Genomic DNA, 15,212 nt, shown 5'->3' with positions numbered 1-15,212 from the left:
CGAACGTACAGGGCATCCTTTAGGAGATGAAGCCTTTTTGGAGAGAGTGGAAGGATTGGTCTCCCTTGTTTTGCGGCGGCAAAAGCCGGGGCCGAAAAAGAAAGACACGGGCAGTTAGGTATACTGTTTCCGAAACTGCCACTTTCTTCTTACTGCGATTAATGCATTGTCGATCTCATAAGGCAAGACTTCCGGTTAAATAAGGCTACATCCGGCGGTTTTCTCAATAACCCATTCACGATCAGTCTCGTTGAGGGCAACAGCAAGGAATGCGCTTGCATCTGACACAATTTCCATAGTTATATTGTACGACTCATCCATAGAGTTGTCAATATATAAAGTTGAAACTCACTAATGCGAATTGGGATGGGCGGGGGAAGGCACTTACCCTTTTTCTCTTCTGTTCTGCCTTTGGCTTTTAAGGGGAGCAGGGGAATCGATAAAGAAAGAATCCAGGGATTTTTCAAGACATCGGGCAATGTCCACAAAGAGTTGAAGTGATGGAAGGCTCTGATTGCTCTCTATTTGAGACAACGCACTTGGTGTAATATTCAATATTCTGGCTAACTCTACCTGTGAAATGTTTTTTTTCAGTCTAAAATCCTTTATACGGCTTCCTATATTTATCCGGTCTTTATTGCGTAAAAAACTCGGAATCCTTTCCGAATCTCTCCCCTGATAAGACAATCCATATGTTTTAAATCTTCGTTCATCTTCCTGTTCAGAGGGTTCCAGGAAATTTATCTTATTGTCTTTAAAATTATAGTAATGAACGCCGTTCAACAACTGAGAAGGCCTGCCATCCATCTTTAAAAATCCTGCTGTACAGGTACTGTCCCCCTGAGAATCTAAATTAATTACCAATTGGGTTATATGGCTTATATTTGCTAAGAACGCTTTAGAATGAGCATCCTTAGCCAAGGGCCAGTAAGCTAATGCCTTTAGCTCAAAGAGTTTGGGACAGGTATATGTAAAGAAATGAAGGGTTTCTTTTTCGCCCCATAGTTCTTGCATCCCTGTCAGACTATCAAAGGCATATTTACACAAGCTACCCTCTTTAAATTCATTTTGCAATTCACGAATGACCTTTATAAATTCGGTAGGGTCAGACAGGTCTTTTATACAGTGTATACGAAACGACTCGGATCCAGTAGTTTCACTTTTGTAAAAGGATTGAAAGAACTCATCACCCTTTGCCTTTCCGAATGTAAAGGCATCCACAAGAATAAAATCCTCTTTATCGAAAGACTCCTTATAACGTGTGTATATCTTTTGAGGAGGGAAATCAAAGCTCACATAGATATTCTTGAAAGGATTATCCTCCTTTACAGTCAAAAAACATTCCAAAAAATAATCAAAATACGTTCCTGGTCCCAACACCCAAACTACATTATCCCCAAGCAAAACCCCTCCCATGAGACCATCTAAATACGAAATTCCGCTACTATAGAATTCTTTCATAAAACCCACCTCAAAAAGAGACCTTTGAAAAATACGCACTTTGTCATTTCGGCTGGAAGGAGAAATCTTATAAGTGACAGTTTGTATAGATTTTCAAAGCTCTCAAAAAAGGAAATTTATATACGATAAATCCACTGGCTACAATGTATTTATTATTCAGTTTAGCTAAAAATACTGAAAAGTCAAAACAATTTGTCTTTAATAATTAAATCCATAAGTTTTGCAAACCCAACTAATTAAGTAATATTTAACTATCATCAAAATTTTTTTATTGGGCGCAATTTTTATCTTGACATTTAATTTAAGTATCATTAAAATGTTAACTATTGATAAAGCATAAGCAATTTATTTATTTTTCTAAACAAGGGTTAAGTTAAGCAATATTTAACAAATTTTATATTAATTTAACCTTAGACACTAACCCCGCCCTTCTTGTGAAAAGTTTCTTAAATCTGTTTTAGGGAGGAAGAAAGGAGGGTATCATGCCTGAAGTAATAGTTTATGAAAATGGCGAATTTACTGATTTTTCCTATGAATTACCTCTTACAAAGGAACAAAAAGAGGCTTTAGCAAGGCTCGCAAATGATACAGAATGGCAAGATGAAAGAGGGGTACACAGAATTATTATCGATATGGAATACTGAAATTATTGAGTTTCCTCTTTTTCCCCTATGGATTCAGTGTGTTTAAACATTCTCCATGAAATGGCAAGGGGATATTGGCGAACAGATAGCGGGAGGTTGTAGAATTTTGGTAAGTTTGAATACTCAAGAGCAGGCTGCAAAAATAGTCGAAGACTTTTTTTTGAGTAAGACAGACAAGGACTTGTATACTTTTATTCAAGAAGTTTTGGGAAGGCCTCTGGCAGAGAAAGTAATGGAGAAAAACAAAGGCAATCAACTTGAGGCTGCCAGTATATTAGGGTTGCTTTACGAATCTTAATCTGAACATACTCGTAAAAGATGACAAAGGCTATTACCCATACATTGCGAGAACGTTAGCTTAGTACAATGAAGTACTGTAATAACAGAAAAGGGACAAAGGTGTCCGATTAAAAAGGACACCTTTTTTTTGGTTCAGCATGTAATAACGGTAAATATTTTGAGAGGAGTTTATTAGCAAATGACCGGTGAACAGAAACGAACACTTGCTCTCTACTATTGCCAGAATGTTCCCGCAAGTGGCGAAAAGGAAAGGCAGGATTTAGAGGAGAAGTATAGAAAAAGCATAAGGCTTTTCCCCCTTCCTTGCAGTGGAAGGCTAGAAACTGTTCATTTACTACTGGCGCTGGAAGAATTTGCCGATATGGCATATATAATTACATGTCCTGAAGGGGAATGTAGATATTCCGAAGGGAATAAAAGGGCAAAAAAAAGGGTGGGGAGGACCAGAGCAATTATTGCAGGCATCGGACTGGAGGAGGAGCGAATAGGTATAATAATAGGTTCAAAAGATAACCAGATGTCCTTATCCGATTACGCCAGTATAGCAATGGAAAACGCTTTAAAACTACCTTCATCCCCTGTACACAGTAGACCATAGATAACAGACATCAGAGCGAAGAGGGGGGGAATAGCCAGGTACTACACAATTGGATAGTCTGGCGTCTAACGTCTGGACTCCAGTGTCTGAATTGGAGAGAGGAGACAACCTATGATTACCGGAGAACAAAAACCCATAGACGAAATCAGGGAGATGATCAGCCCTTACAAACGAATCCTCGTCCTCGGCTGTGCTTCTTGTGTAGCAGAATGTGCGGCCGGAGGGGAAAAGGAGGCGGCAATGCTTGCATCTACTTTGCGTATAGCAGCCAAGATGAGGAAGGAAAATGTTCTTATTAAGGAAAAAACCCTCGACCGCCAATGTGTGAGGGACTTTATCATCTCTCTTGATGACATAATTGGAAAATATGACGTGGTCCTTTCACTGGGATGCGGGGCAGGAGTCCAGGCAGTTGCCGAAATATTTCCGGAAGTACCAATAATACCGGCACTAAACACCGGGTTTCTAGGTGAGACAAAGGATCAAGGCTACTGGGTGGAAAGCTGCCTGGGATGCGGTGACTGCATGCTTTACCACTTCGGAGGCATTTGCCCTCTGGCTCGCTGTTCCAAACAGCTTTTAAACGGACCGTGTGGTGGGTCTATGGACGGCAGGTGCGAGATCGATCCTGACGTAGAGTGCGCTTGGCATCTGATAGTCGATCGTTTAACAAAATTTGGGGCACTTGACAGGCTTGAAAACATCTACCCGCCAAAGGACTGGTCGAGAAAGCAGGGCAAGGGACCGAGAAAGATAGTCAGGGAGGACCAATAAAAGTGAACAATATCAGCAAGCTAAAAAGAGTGCTTGAGGGAGGAGGTTTTGCAGTTACAGCAGAGTGTGGTCCCCCTAAGGGAGCAAACCCTGATGTTGTGCTAAAGAAAGCTGAAACATTGCGAAACAAAGTGGATGCCGTTAATGTTACAGACAACCAGACTGCCATAGTAAGGATGTCCAGTATTGCAGCTTGCAGTCTGCTGAAGACAGTGGGCATTGACCCTGTGCTCCAGATGGTGGTACGGGACCGTAATAGAATCGCCTTGCAGTCTGACATTCTGGGTGCATCTGCGCTCGGTATAAGGAATGTTTTATGCCTCTCAGGTGATCATCATATCTTTGGAAATCAGCCCCAGGCAATGGGAGTCTTTGACCTGGATTCCATACAATTTGTTCAGGTGGTGAGAACGATGCGGGATGATGGGAAGATTCTCGGAGGTGATGACCTGAGTCAGCCCCCGGATATTTTTATCGGCGCGGCTGCTAATCCCTTTGCCGATCCGCTTGATTTCAGAGTGATACGCCTTGCCAAGAAGATAAGGGCAGGCGCTGATTTTATCCAGACCCAGTGTATATACAACCTTGACAGGTTTGAAAGGTGGATGGGAATGGCCAGAGACAGGGGTATTACTGACAAGGCATACATACTTGGGGGGGTCACACCTCTGAAGTCACCCGGCATGGCGAAATACATGAAGAACAGGGTGTCAGGAATAGACATGCCGGATGAAATTATAAAGAGGATGGAAGGTGTCCCTAAGGACAAACAGCAGGAGGAAGGTATTAATATCTGTGTAGAGGCAATCCAGAGGTTAAGGGAGATACCAGGCATCAAAGGGGTTCATATCATGGCAATAGAGTGGGAAGAGGTAGTTGGTGAAATTGTTAAGAGAGCGGGGCTTCTGCCAAGGCCTGTCTTTGATTAGAGTTCGTTGTCTTTGTCGGCTGCTAGTTCCTCATTGCTTCTTATGAACTACAGTTTTGCACCACATAACTGTGACCATCAGGCTATTGTTCCAACTCCTTTTACGGGAACCGAAAGAGTTTTTGCGTATAAGAAGCAATAAGGAACTAGCAGCCGGCCTGAACCAGGGAGCGGAAAAGGAAATTTTTTGGGACAAATTCATTAGCAGAGAGGGAGGAGCGTATGCCGTCCAAATACATGATACACACAAAAACTGTGCCTAATCGCTTCAAGACTGTGAGTAAATCGGGGATTATTGCATGGGAAGAGGGTTGTTTGAAGTGCGCAGTATGCGTTAAGAAGATGTGTGTTTACGATGTCTATGATAAAAGGGGCCTTGATTCCCGTCACATGATCGAATCCATTGATAACCTGTGCATGAACTGTTACAGGTGCGTTCAGAATTGTCCCAAGGAGTTGATACATAAGTCGTTGAATCCCGAGTTTAATGCCATGGGGGATTCTCACTGGTCTCCATCGATTATTGTCAGGTTGTGGAGCCAGTCTCAGACAGGAAAGATACCGGTTTCGGGTGCCGGTTATCCCGGTCCTTTCAGCGGCCCCGGATTCGATTCCATGTGGACGGATATGTCAGAGATAGTACGTCCGACAAGGGACGGTATTCACGGTCGTGAATATATAAGCACTGCAGTAGACCTGGGCAAGACTCCGGAACATTTAATGTTCAATGGCAGCGATACCCTTGAAGGTAATGCCCCTTCCATTATTGACATTCCGCTGCCTATAATCCTGAAAGTGCCTTCCTTTGGCACAATCAGCGCAAACACGATAAAAGGCTGGGCTATGGGTGCGCGGCATCTTGGAACTCTTATAGCCCTTCCTATTGAGAAGGTAAATTACGCATTGGAGGACATGGGCGAGTGCCTGATGCCGCTGGTTTTATCTAAAGGAACCGCACCAGGCAACATCCCGGAGAATGCAAAAATTATAGAGATACCCTGGACAGAAGGATGTCAGGGGATTGTAGAGGATATTAAAGGATATTTTCCGAACCTCTTTGTGTCAATAAGGATACCTATGGCAGAAGGAATGGAAGAAAAGGCACTCTCTCTGGCAAGAGGGGGTGTCTCCATTATCCATCTGGAAGGAAACTCAATGTCCCGGTTTATGGATGATACCACCCGCAACCTCAAAGATGGGATCAGATCTGTCCATATGAAACTTATTGAGGAGAATATCAGGGATGGGATTACTCTCCTTGCCAGCGGCGGACTTGCCATGGCAGAACACGTGGCTAAGGCAATAATATGCGGGGCAGATACTGTCTTTGTAGACTTCCCTATTCTTATAGCCCTGGAATGCCGTATGTGTCGCAGATGTATTAAAGGGCTTCCTTGTCCTGTGGAGATAGATACGGCATCACCCCAGTGGGTTGCCTCCCGTGTCGTAAACCTGATCGGGGCATGGCACAATCAACTGCTCGAAGTGATGGGAGCAATGGGGATCAGGGATGCCCGCCGATTGAGGGGAGAGGTAGGACGCGCCATGTTTTTTGAAGATATGGACAGAACCACTTTTGAGTCTATGGGAAAAATCGAGGAGGGATGTAAACTTGAGTAACCCGAATGTTTTCAAATTTCCTGAAGCTGTGCGGACTCGGTCCCGCTTTAGAAACCCTATCGGGAAGTTCAGGGTAACCCGGGCAGGTGACTGTATAGCCTGTGGAAAATGCGTGGAGATATGTCCTCAAGGAGTACACGTCGAAAGAAGGGGGCATGTTTTTGTTGAGAATAATTACCTGTGTTTAGGAACCGACTGCCCTGAGGCATGTTACAAAGCCTGTCCGGTGTATGCCATTTCTGTCCGGAGGAACCCTGTTTTCGATACACTGGGGGATTTCAGATGGACAAATGAATTACTGGCCAGCACCTGGTATATGGCAGAATTTGGGGAGAGACCCCCCGCAGGTTTAGAGTATAAGGTGGGAAACTCCGGGGGAGGCTTCGATAGACTCCGTCTGATCTTTAGGAAACATGACAGGTCAGGACTGGAGGATATTCCGGATGACGACATTGATGTAAGCCTTGAATTGAACAGGAGGGATGATAATGCTCACAGGATAAAGATTGAAGTCCCTGTTTACGGAGGAGGAATGTCCTATGGTTCGGTGAGCGTTACAACTATGGTAAGCAGGACAAGGGCAGCTTCGGCGCTTGGAACATTTTCCTGTACAGGTGAAGGCGGATATCCCGATGAGCTTAAGCCTTATGATGACCATATGATAACTCAGGTTGCAACAGGCCTTTTCGGGGTAAAAGAAGAGACTATACAAAGGGTCAGGATTGTTGAATTTAAGTATGCCCAAGGTGCAAAACCGGGTCTTGGCGGACATCTCCTGGGGGATAAGGTAACCCCCGGTGTTGCACGTATGCGGGAGGCGGTGGTCGGATATCCTCTTTTTTCACCTTTTCCATTTCACAGCGTATATTCCGTAGAGGATCACAAGAAGCACGTTGACTGGATTAAGTCGGTGAACCCCAGGGCGCTGGTATCAGTAAAGGTGTCCACGCCAACCGACGTTGATATGGTAGCTGTAGGGAGCTATTATGCCGGTGCCCATATCATACATCTCGATGGAAGTTATGGAGGCACTGGTGCCGCTCCTGATATTGCAAAGAAGAATATTGCCATGCCTATTGAATATGCGGTACCCAAGGTTCACCGGTTTTTACAGGAAGAAGGCGTGAGGGACAAGATGACGCTTATTGCCAGCGGAGGTATAAGGACGCCTCACGACGTGGCAAAGATTATAGCCCTGGGAGCCGACGGAGCCTGTACAGGTACGGCAGACCTGGTGGCATTGGAGTGTGTGAGATGTCAGAACTGCGAAAGCGGGAGAGGATGTGCCCGTGGAATTGCCACAACAGATCCTGAATTGGCGGAATTAATAAATGTTGATTGGGGAACGCAGCGGATAATCAATATGTACCTGGCATGGCGTAGAGAACTTATAAGAATACTAAAAAAGCTGGGTATGAAGAGCATAAAAGAGCTTGTAGGAAGAACCGATTGTATGGTTCACCTCGATTATCTGAAACACCAGGTATGAGAAAGTTGCAAAAAGTCAAAAACCGGCTTCCATGTCATTCCGAGTCCACCTCTGGTGGACGAGAAATCTGATGTCATTAAAGATTCCTCGTCGCTTCCGCTCCTCGGAATGACAAAACAGGACTTTTTACGAAGCCATCAAGTATGAAGAAGGCACGAAGGATAAGGGTATAAGTCATGAAAAAAAAGGAACTCATTTCAAGGATTATAGAATCCAGAAAACCACTGGTAAAGGATCTTCCAGGAAAGATGAATTTTGAGGTAGAGGCGGAAGGTGGCTGTGGAGTTACAGGATTTGCCTGTAGTGTGCCGGTCAGAGGCAAGCACATCTTCGAGCCTTCAAAACAGATGCACAACAGGGGGAACGGTCGCGGGGGAGGAATCGCGGCTATGGGATTCGATCATAAGGCTATGGGGGTATCTAAGGAGGTACTGGAAGAGGACTATATCCTTCAGATCGCCGTGCTCGAAGAAGAGGTCATGAGTAACCTGGAGAATCGTTTTATCAAACCCTTCTTCAGGGTAGATTTTTCAGAATGTTTGCCTCATATAGATGATTACAGAGATATACCCGGGATGATAGTCTGCCCCCCGGAGATCTGGCGTTATTTTGTCCGTGTAAAGCCTGACGTTCTCGATGCCTTTGTAAATGATACGGGTCTGAAGGGTTTAGAGAGAAGGAATGCCGAGGATGAGTTTGTTTATAGAAACAGCTTTAATATAAACAAGACATTTTATGATGCCTTTGGAAAGCAACGTGCCTTTGTTGTTTCCCACGGCAGGAACTTTATTATACTTAAGATCGTCGGATATGCTGAGGAAGTGGTGCAATATTACAAACTTGAGGATTTCAGGGCACATATCTGGATCGCTCATCAACGCTATCCTACCAAAGGAAGGGTCTGGCATCCGGGTGGTGCCCATCCCTTTATCGGTCTTAATGAGGCACTTGTCCATAATGGAGATTTTGCAAACTACCGTTCAGTTGCCGAATATTTGAGACAGAGGAATATCTACCCTCTCTTTTTGACCGACACGGAGGTAGCTGCTCTTCTTTTCGATCTATATAGCAGAACCTACGGTTATCCTCTGGAGTATGTTATTGAAGCACTTGCCCCCACCATGGAGAGGGATTTTGACCAGTTGCCCGTAGCAAAACAGAAGATCTACCGGGCTATTCAGGCAACCCATATTCACGGATCCCCGGACGGCCCATGGTTTTTTATTATTGCGAGAAATGACACTGAGAATAAACGGCTACAGCTCATTGGTATTACCGACACCTCAATGCTCAGACCCCAGGTCTTTGCTCTGCATGGTGGGGAAGTCCAGGTTGGTCTGATATGTTCTGAGAAACAGGCTATCGACGCTACATTAAAGAGCATGGCAGAAGAAGATCCAAGGGTTGGTATGCTAGCAGACCGATACTGGAATGCACGAGGGGGAAGCTATACTGATGGAGGAGCATTCTTATTCAATGTAGAACAAGGTAATGGTAACTACCTTGAGCGCAGATTGACCTGTGCTGACAAGTTCGGGCATGAGGTTACTGTAACGACCAATCAAGCCGCATATATGCCCGATAATGTATATTCCCTGATGGATAAAGAGAAAAAATCAGGGGATGAGTTATCCGTCTTTTTCCATAAAAATCAGCCTGATCTCCTCTATGAATATCTGAAGGGTAGAATCAAGGACTGTAGCTACGACGAGTTCTTTGATTGTCTGGTGGAAGTGAAAACATGGGCATTAAGGGGAGAGGGCTACTTTGAGACAGCACTGGATGTCCTGACCAGACTGATCGACAGACGTTACCCAACCTATGACAAGAAACGAAGATCTATCCTTCAAATGATAGACCATACCCTTGAAGGTATATTCCGCCGCTTTCCTTTCCTTGAGATACCGGATGGCGGCAGGAAACGGGGAGACAATGAGGTTTCATGCAGATTGATAGATTGGAAGAGCAGGTATCTTCTCAGGGGACCGGTTAAAGGGGAAGATGCCTTGATTATTGATGGTTCTCTCTTCCCACCAGAAGGGGAGGGCTGTGACAGCCGACTGCTTGTAGATGCCTATTGTATGGGTTGGCGTCGGTTTATCGTATTTGGGCTTAAGGGGCAGCGCTTTCACGGATGCGGTCTCGGTCCGGGGTCAGAAGGCGTGCGGATCGATATCTACGGCAGTTCTGGTGATTATCTGGGCTCCGGTATTGACGGGCTCTCCATCTATGTCCATGGTAATGCGCAAGATCAGGTTGGACAGATTATAAAATCAGGGAAGATGGTCATTTACGGGGATACCGGTCAGACCTTCATGTACGGCGCTAAAGGAGGCGAAGTGTATGTTATGGGCAACGCAGCCGGCCGGCCGCTTATCAATGCAGTAGGTCACCCCAGGGTAATCATAAACGGGACCTGCCTCGATTACCTTGCCGAATCGTTTATGGCTGGTGACCCTCATAACGGAGGCGGCTTTGTAGTATTGAACGGTATGGAATTCGACACTGATGGAACCGTTATGCCTCAATCTGCTCCGTACCCGGGGTCTAACCTGTTTTCCCTGGCATCAGGCGGTGCAATTTATGTCCGTGATCCCCACCACACGGTGGATGATCAGCAGTTGAACGGGGGAGAAATTATACCACTGGAAGAGAAGGACTGGGAATTGATCCTTTCCTATCTGCAAGAGAATGAGCGGTTGTTTGGAATCTCGATTGAAGATGACCTTTTAAAGGTTGGCGGAGAGAAGAGAGCCCCCCTTGAAGTCTATAGAAAGGTACAGCCCAGGAGGGGAGAAACCATAGCGGAAAACGGACTGGAAGAGTGGGATGGCTAAAAATTCCGGACTGACCGAACTTTATAATCTGTCGAGGGTCATCAGTTCAACCCTGGAGCCCCAGCAGGTTCTGAATCTGATTATAGATGCCGCGGTGAAGATTACCAAGGCTACAACAGGTTCGTTGATGCTGATCGACAGAGATTCCGGGGTCTTGAATATCGAGGTAGCCCGTGGATTTCCTCCCAGGGTGGTCAGCGATACCAAACTCAAGATAGGCGAAGGCATTACAGGCTGGGTGGCAAAAGAGGGGAAACCGGTCCTGGTGCCTGATGTTACGAAAGATGAAAGATACGTAAAGATAGACAAAGACGTAAAATCAGAGCTGGCAGTACCACTGGTATTGGAAGATGAAGTGATTGGAGTGGTAAACGTGGACAGTAATAAAACAGTCGCCTTCACCCAGGAGGATATGGAACTGCTCTTTACTCTGGCCAGTCAGTCAGCCAAAATCATTCAAAACGCCAAACTCTATGAGACCCTGAAATGGAGAGTAGAAGAGCTTTCAGCCTTATTTGATATAGGAAAGGTCATTACCGGGACATTGAACTTAGAAAAAGTTCTTGAGACAATCGTGGAGAAGGCTTCACACCTGATGAACACCAAAGTATCTTCACTCATGTTGTTGAATCCGGCTGGAGATGAATTGGTGATTAAAGCAGTCCATGGAGGGGGTATTGACTATACATTGAAGCCCAACCTCAAAGTGGATGATAGTTTAATAGGTCAGGTAGTCAGGACTAAAAAACCTCTGATGATCCTGGATGTTCGAAAAGAGAAGGGATACAGACATCTTGATCTGGCAAAAAAAGTGGGGCTGTGCTCCCTTCTTTCCGTTCCCCTGATGGTAAAAGATAGAGTGACCGGTGTGATCAATACCTATACGGCTACCCAACATAGGTTTACTTCAGAAGAAATCAAGCTCCTTTTCAGCCTTGCTGACCAGTCTGCCATTGCTATTGAGAATGCCAGGCTGTATGAACAGATGATATGCCTGGAAGAGAGAATACGTGAGACAGAGAAACTCGGGGTATTGGGAGAGATGGCAATTGAGGTAGCCCACGAGATCAGAAACCCCCTTACCATAGTCAAGATGCTCTTCCACTCACTTTCTATCCCCGATAAAAAGGATGCGACCATAATCGAGAACGAGCTGGACCGCATGAACAGAATAGTAACTCAGTTTTTGGACTATGCCCGGGGAGAAAAGCCAGAGCAGCAGAGAATAGACATAAACCAGGTCTTTGAAAATACCCTTCTTCTCATAGAGCACCGTCTTTCTCAACAGAGGATGAAACTCAGAAAGACACTTTTGCCACTACCCTCTATATCCTGTTATCCTGAGAAGATATCTCAGCTCTTTCTTAACCTGTTTCTTAATGCCATAGACGCTATGGAAGATGGGGGGGAACTCGAAGTATCCTCAGAGGCTGCCGGAGGTTTTATATGTGTCAGGATAAAGGATAGCGGTTCTGGTATTCCTGAATCGATAAGGGAAAGGATATTTCAGCCTTTTGTAACCACAAAGGACAAAGGACTGGGACTGGGGCTGGCCATTGTCCATCGGGTTGTTGAAGAACACAGAGGAAGGATCGAAGTGGAGAGTAGCCCGGATACTGGCACTACATTTACTGTAAGCCTGCCCATAGAGGTAGTATAATGAAGAAGATATTAGTCGTTGATGATGAACCCAATGTTCATTACTCTTTTCGAAAAGTCCTTTCTGAGGATTATACTGTCCTCTCAGCATCTTCAGGAGAGGAAGCAGTCTCTCTGATCAACAAGAACATCCCCGATCTGGTGATAATGGATATCAGGATGCCCGGGATGGATGGACTCACAACCCTGAAAAAAATCAAGAGCATAGATCCCAAACTCCATATTATAATTATGACGGCGTATGGAACTATGGAAACCGCGGTGGAGGCTATGAGGTTAGGGGCATACGACTACACCCTGAAACCCTTTGATATCGATTGGATGAAGACGACCATATCCAGTGCCTTATCCGTAACGGATGTGATGAAGAGAAAGGTTGCCCTTCCCCCTTCCCAAGAGGAGGTATTGAACGGGGACATCATGGTTGGAAACTCACTTGAAATGCAGAAGGTATACAAGTACATAGGGCAGGTGGCTGGTAGAGATATAACGGTTCTTCTCACCGGAGAAAGTGGTACTGGAAAAGAACTGGTTGCCAGGGCCATATATAAGCACAGCATGAGAAGGGACAGACTGTTTATGGCAATAAACTGTGCCGCCATACCGGACAATCTTCTGGAATCGGAGCTTTTTGGCTATGAGAAAGGGGCATTTACAGACGCTCGGCTAAGAAAGATCGGGAAGCTTGAACAGTTAAGCGGAGGCACCATATTTTTGGATGAAATCGGAGATATGTCCCTTCTTCTTCAGTCCAAGATGCTTCGTGTATTACAGGAGATGGAGTTTGAAAGATTGGGAGGAAACGAAACAATAAAGGTTGACATCAGGGTGATAGCCGCCACCAACAAGGACATGAAAAAGGAAGTTGCTGAAGGAAGGTTCAGGGAAGACCTCTATTACCGTTTGAACGTAGTCTCTATCCACCTCCCGCCCTTGAGGGAAAGGAAGGGGGATATCGAGGATTTGGTAAGGTACTTCATAAAAAAGTCAGGGGTAGAGTTGAATAAAGAGGTAAAGGATATTACTCCATCGGCACTCAGTGTATTGACAGGTTATCATTGGCCCGGTAACGTCAGGGAACTGGAGAATGTTGTCAAAAAGGCCATTATCAGATGTAAGAGTGACATTATCATCCCTGAAGACATCTCTTTTGAGGATGATACGACCGGAGTTTATTCCTTAAGGGAAGAGGAGAATCTGGACTACGGGTTGAATGGGATTCTAGATAGAGTTCTCAACCAGGCATCTTCCCTTTCGACAAAAAAAGATTTAGATACAATCTCTTATCTGGAAAAGATGCTTGTAATAAAGGCACTTATGAGAACAAAAGGCAATCAGGTGAAGGCAGCAAAGCTTTTGGGTATAAACAGAAACAGTCTCCGTCGGAGGATGGAGAAGTACGGAGTTTATAAGGAAGTAGATATATCAGGCGCCTTTAAAGAGTTTTAATTGCTTATTAAGTTTTATTCCTCTTCCAGCACTTTTAAAATCCTATCCAGCTTTAAGTTTATCTTATCCAGTTCTATCTTGAACTGATCGGGCTTTGCCGATTCGGAATATTCGCTCTTCTTGAAATTGTCGGAACGCCTTGATTCGGGATACTTACGGCTTCCAAAATGTCTTGGCCTCGGTGATTCGGAGACTTCCATTATCCTGAAACAATCCCGGCAGAAGATAGGTTTGTCTCCTGCAGGCTTAAACGGAACTTGGCAGGTGGCTCCGCATTTATCGCAGATAGCCTTGTAAACCTGCTTGTCAAAAGCAGGCATTCCGGAATCCCTCCCTCCGCCCCTGCTAAAACCTCCCCGGGAGGGTTTTTTTGAAACCCCTCCACCAGACCTATCGGAATCTTTTTTGCCAAACTTACTATCACGTCTAAGACTTTTCATTTTCCACTTTCATTAACTGTAAATTTAAAAAAGTCACAAACTTATAAACCTGCCTTCCTTTTTTGGGATGACTATACACTTTGCATAAATCAATTACAAGGATAAAAGAAAGAAGATGGAAGATATTTCAGGTGCCTTTACAGAATAATAAATATTTAGCTTGCTATTATATATAAACAAGCATATTATACATTATCAATTAAATTCCCGTCGTAAATTGGCGGGAGGGTTCCTTTCTGCGGGAATTGTCCGTTTTTTTTAGAACGCTATCATCCTTCAGTTTGTAACGTTGAAATTTTTTGGAAAGGAGGATGATATTATGAAAAATGGAACTGTCAAGTGGTTTAATGACCAAAAAGGTTTTGGATTCATCGAACAGGAAAACGGACCGGATGTATTTGTGCATCATAGCGCAATTAATGTGACCGGTTTTAAATCCCTCAGTGAAGGTTCGCACGTAACTTTTGACATCCAGCAAGGGCCAAAAGGTCCGGCTGCTGCCAATGTGAACATCGTCTAATCTTTTTTAAGTCAATTAAGGGCATCTCCTGTGAATCGGGGGATGCCTTTTTTAATGACCGCTTGCATCAAACTGCAATTATGCAGTCTTAAATTCTTTTCCCTGTTATCAGTAATCTTATCGATTTGGCAACCTAGCAGAAAGGAAACGCTATGGCAAGATCTAATTACCAGTTCAATAAACGTCAGAAAGAATTGGACAAGAAAAAAAAGAAAGAGGAAAAAAGGCAGAGCAAGCTGAAAAACAAGGCAGTTGAAACCGATCAAACTGTAAAAGACCCGATTCCTTCTACGGAGAAACTGCAAACATAGTGACCGACCGGTACCAATTTTTTGTCGATTCCGATCGTGGTCGGCGGTCAATTGGGAGTTCCGGGGAGAGAGTTCCGGAGACAGTATACCTAACTGCCCGTGTCTTTCTTTTTCGGCCCCGGCTTTTGCCGCCGCAAAACAAGGGAGACCAATCCTTCCACTCTCTCCAAAAAGGCTTCATC

The 15,212-nt window shown here is 44.7% G+C and carries 14 protein-coding genes; 12 read left to right on the top strand and 2 right to left on the bottom strand.

The window, feature by feature from the left end:
- Window positions 1-384: 384 nt before the first annotated feature.
- Complete coding sequence (locus AB1401_14810; protein MEW6616722.1) at window positions 385-1,461, bottom strand: helix-turn-helix transcriptional regulator; 1,077 nt, start codon at window positions 1,459-1,461, stop codon at window positions 385-387.
- Window positions 1,462-1,943: 482 nt separating this feature from the next.
- Here AB1401_14810 and AB1401_14805 point away from each other — a divergent pair, with 482 nt between their 5' ends.
- The 10 genes from AB1401_14805 to AB1401_14760 all read left to right on the top strand — a co-directional run bounded on the left by AB1401_14805 (window position 1,944) and on the right by AB1401_14760 (window position 13,759).
- Window positions 1,944-2,105: a hypothetical protein gene (locus AB1401_14805; protein MEW6616721.1), complete on the top strand. Its 162-nt coding sequence runs from the start codon at window positions 1,944-1,946 to the stop codon at window positions 2,103-2,105.
- Window positions 2,106-2,211: 106 nt separating this feature from the next.
- Window positions 2,212-2,403, top strand: coding sequence for a hypothetical protein (locus AB1401_14800; protein MEW6616720.1), 192 nt, complete (start codon window positions 2,212-2,214; stop codon window positions 2,401-2,403).
- Between the two features lie 180 nt (window positions 2,404-2,583).
- A complete protein-coding gene (locus AB1401_14795) occupies window positions 2,584-3,003 on the top strand; it encodes a hydrogenase iron-sulfur subunit (protein MEW6616719.1) in 420 nt (139 codons plus the stop codon).
- A 111-nt stretch (window positions 3,004-3,114) separates the two neighbouring features.
- Window positions 3,115-3,777, top strand: a complete 663-nt coding sequence (locus tag AB1401_14790; GenBank protein MEW6616718.1) for a methylenetetrahydrofolate reductase C-terminal domain-containing protein — start codon at window positions 3,115-3,117, stop codon at window positions 3,775-3,777.
- A 2-nt stretch (window positions 3,778-3,779) separates the two neighbouring features.
- Entirely contained in the window at window positions 3,780-4,706 is a 927-nt protein-coding gene (locus AB1401_14785) for a methylenetetrahydrofolate reductase (GenBank protein ID MEW6616717.1), read from the top strand.
- Between the two features lie 221 nt (window positions 4,707-4,927).
- Window positions 4,928-6,325 (top strand): glutamate synthase-related protein, encoded by a 1,398-nt coding sequence (locus AB1401_14780; protein ID MEW6616716.1) that lies wholly within the window; start codon window positions 4,928-4,930, stop codon window positions 6,323-6,325.
- Window positions 6,318-7,814 (top strand): glutamate synthase-related protein, encoded by a 1,497-nt coding sequence (locus AB1401_14775; protein ID MEW6616715.1) that lies wholly within the window; start codon window positions 6,318-6,320, stop codon window positions 7,812-7,814. The genes AB1401_14780 and AB1401_14775 overlap by 8 nt, the downstream gene beginning before the upstream one ends.
- A 176-nt stretch (window positions 7,815-7,990) precedes the next feature.
- Complete coding sequence (locus tag AB1401_14770) at window positions 7,991-10,651, top strand: glutamate synthase (GenBank protein MEW6616714.1); 2,661 nt, start codon at window positions 7,991-7,993, stop codon at window positions 10,649-10,651.
- Window positions 10,644-12,311: a GAF domain-containing protein gene (locus AB1401_14765; GenBank protein ID MEW6616713.1), complete on the top strand. Its 1,668-nt coding sequence runs from the start codon at window positions 10,644-10,646 to the stop codon at window positions 12,309-12,311. Before AB1401_14770 ends, AB1401_14765 begins: the two co-directional genes overlap by 8 nt.
- Complete coding sequence (locus tag AB1401_14760; protein ID MEW6616712.1) at window positions 12,311-13,759, top strand: sigma-54 dependent transcriptional regulator; 1,449 nt, start codon at window positions 12,311-12,313, stop codon at window positions 13,757-13,759. Before AB1401_14765 ends, AB1401_14760 begins: the two co-directional genes overlap by 1 nt.
- Window positions 13,760-13,773: 14 nt before the next feature.
- Here the strand turns inward: AB1401_14760 and AB1401_14755 are convergent, their stop codons facing one another.
- Entirely contained in the window at window positions 13,774-14,199 is a 426-nt protein-coding gene (locus AB1401_14755; GenBank protein MEW6616711.1) for a CxxC-x17-CxxC domain-containing protein, read from the bottom strand.
- Between the two features lie 319 nt (window positions 14,200-14,518).
- Between AB1401_14755 and AB1401_14750 the strand changes: the two genes are divergently transcribed.
- Both AB1401_14750 and AB1401_14745 read left to right on the top strand, forming a co-directional pair.
- Entirely contained in the window at window positions 14,519-14,719 is a 201-nt protein-coding gene (locus tag AB1401_14750) for a cold-shock protein (protein ID MEW6616710.1), read from the top strand.
- A gap of 152 nt (window positions 14,720-14,871) precedes the next feature.
- Window positions 14,872-15,030, top strand: coding sequence for a hypothetical protein (locus AB1401_14745; GenBank protein ID MEW6616709.1), 159 nt, complete (start codon window positions 14,872-14,874; stop codon window positions 15,028-15,030).
- Window positions 15,031-15,212: the final 182 nt, after the last annotated feature.

The sequence above is a fragment of the Thermodesulfobacteriota bacterium genome (assembly GCA_040757775.1).
Taxonomy (GTDB): domain Bacteria; phylum Desulfobacterota; class UBA8473; order UBA8473; family UBA8473; genus UBA8473.
The sequence above is the reverse complement of the archived record's forward strand: the minus strand, read 5'-3'. Positions and strand labels throughout refer to the sequence as shown.

Coding starts and splice junctions, on each gene's coding strand:
- AB1401_14810 (MEW6616722.1), bottom strand. CDS start 1,461: ATGAAAGAATTCTATAGTAGCGGAATTTCGTATTTAGATGGTCTCATG.
- AB1401_14805 (MEW6616721.1), top strand. CDS start 1,944: ATGCCTGAAGTAATAGTTTATGAAAATGGCGAATTTACTGATTTTTCC.
- AB1401_14795 (MEW6616719.1), top strand. CDS start 2,584: ATGACCGGTGAACAGAAACGAACACTTGCTCTCTACTATTGCCAGAAT.
- AB1401_14790 (MEW6616718.1), top strand. CDS start 3,115: ATGATTACCGGAGAACAAAAACCCATAGACGAAATCAGGGAGATGATC.
- AB1401_14780 (MEW6616716.1), top strand. CDS start 4,928: ATGCCGTCCAAATACATGATACACACAAAAACTGTGCCTAATCGCTTC.
- AB1401_14770 (MEW6616714.1), top strand. CDS start 7,991: ATGAAAAAAAAGGAACTCATTTCAAGGATTATAGAATCCAGAAAACCA.
- AB1401_14765 (MEW6616713.1), top strand. CDS start 10,644: ATGGCTAAAAATTCCGGACTGACCGAACTTTATAATCTGTCGAGGGTC.
- AB1401_14760 (MEW6616712.1), top strand. CDS start 12,311: ATGAAGAAGATATTAGTCGTTGATGATGAACCCAATGTTCATTACTCT.
- AB1401_14755 (MEW6616711.1), bottom strand. CDS start 14,199: ATGAAAAGTCTTAGACGTGATAGTAAGTTTGGCAAAAAAGATTCCGAT.
- AB1401_14750 (MEW6616710.1), top strand. CDS start 14,519: ATGAAAAATGGAACTGTCAAGTGGTTTAATGACCAAAAAGGTTTTGGA.
- AB1401_14745 (MEW6616709.1), top strand. CDS start 14,872: ATGGCAAGATCTAATTACCAGTTCAATAAACGTCAGAAAGAATTGGAC.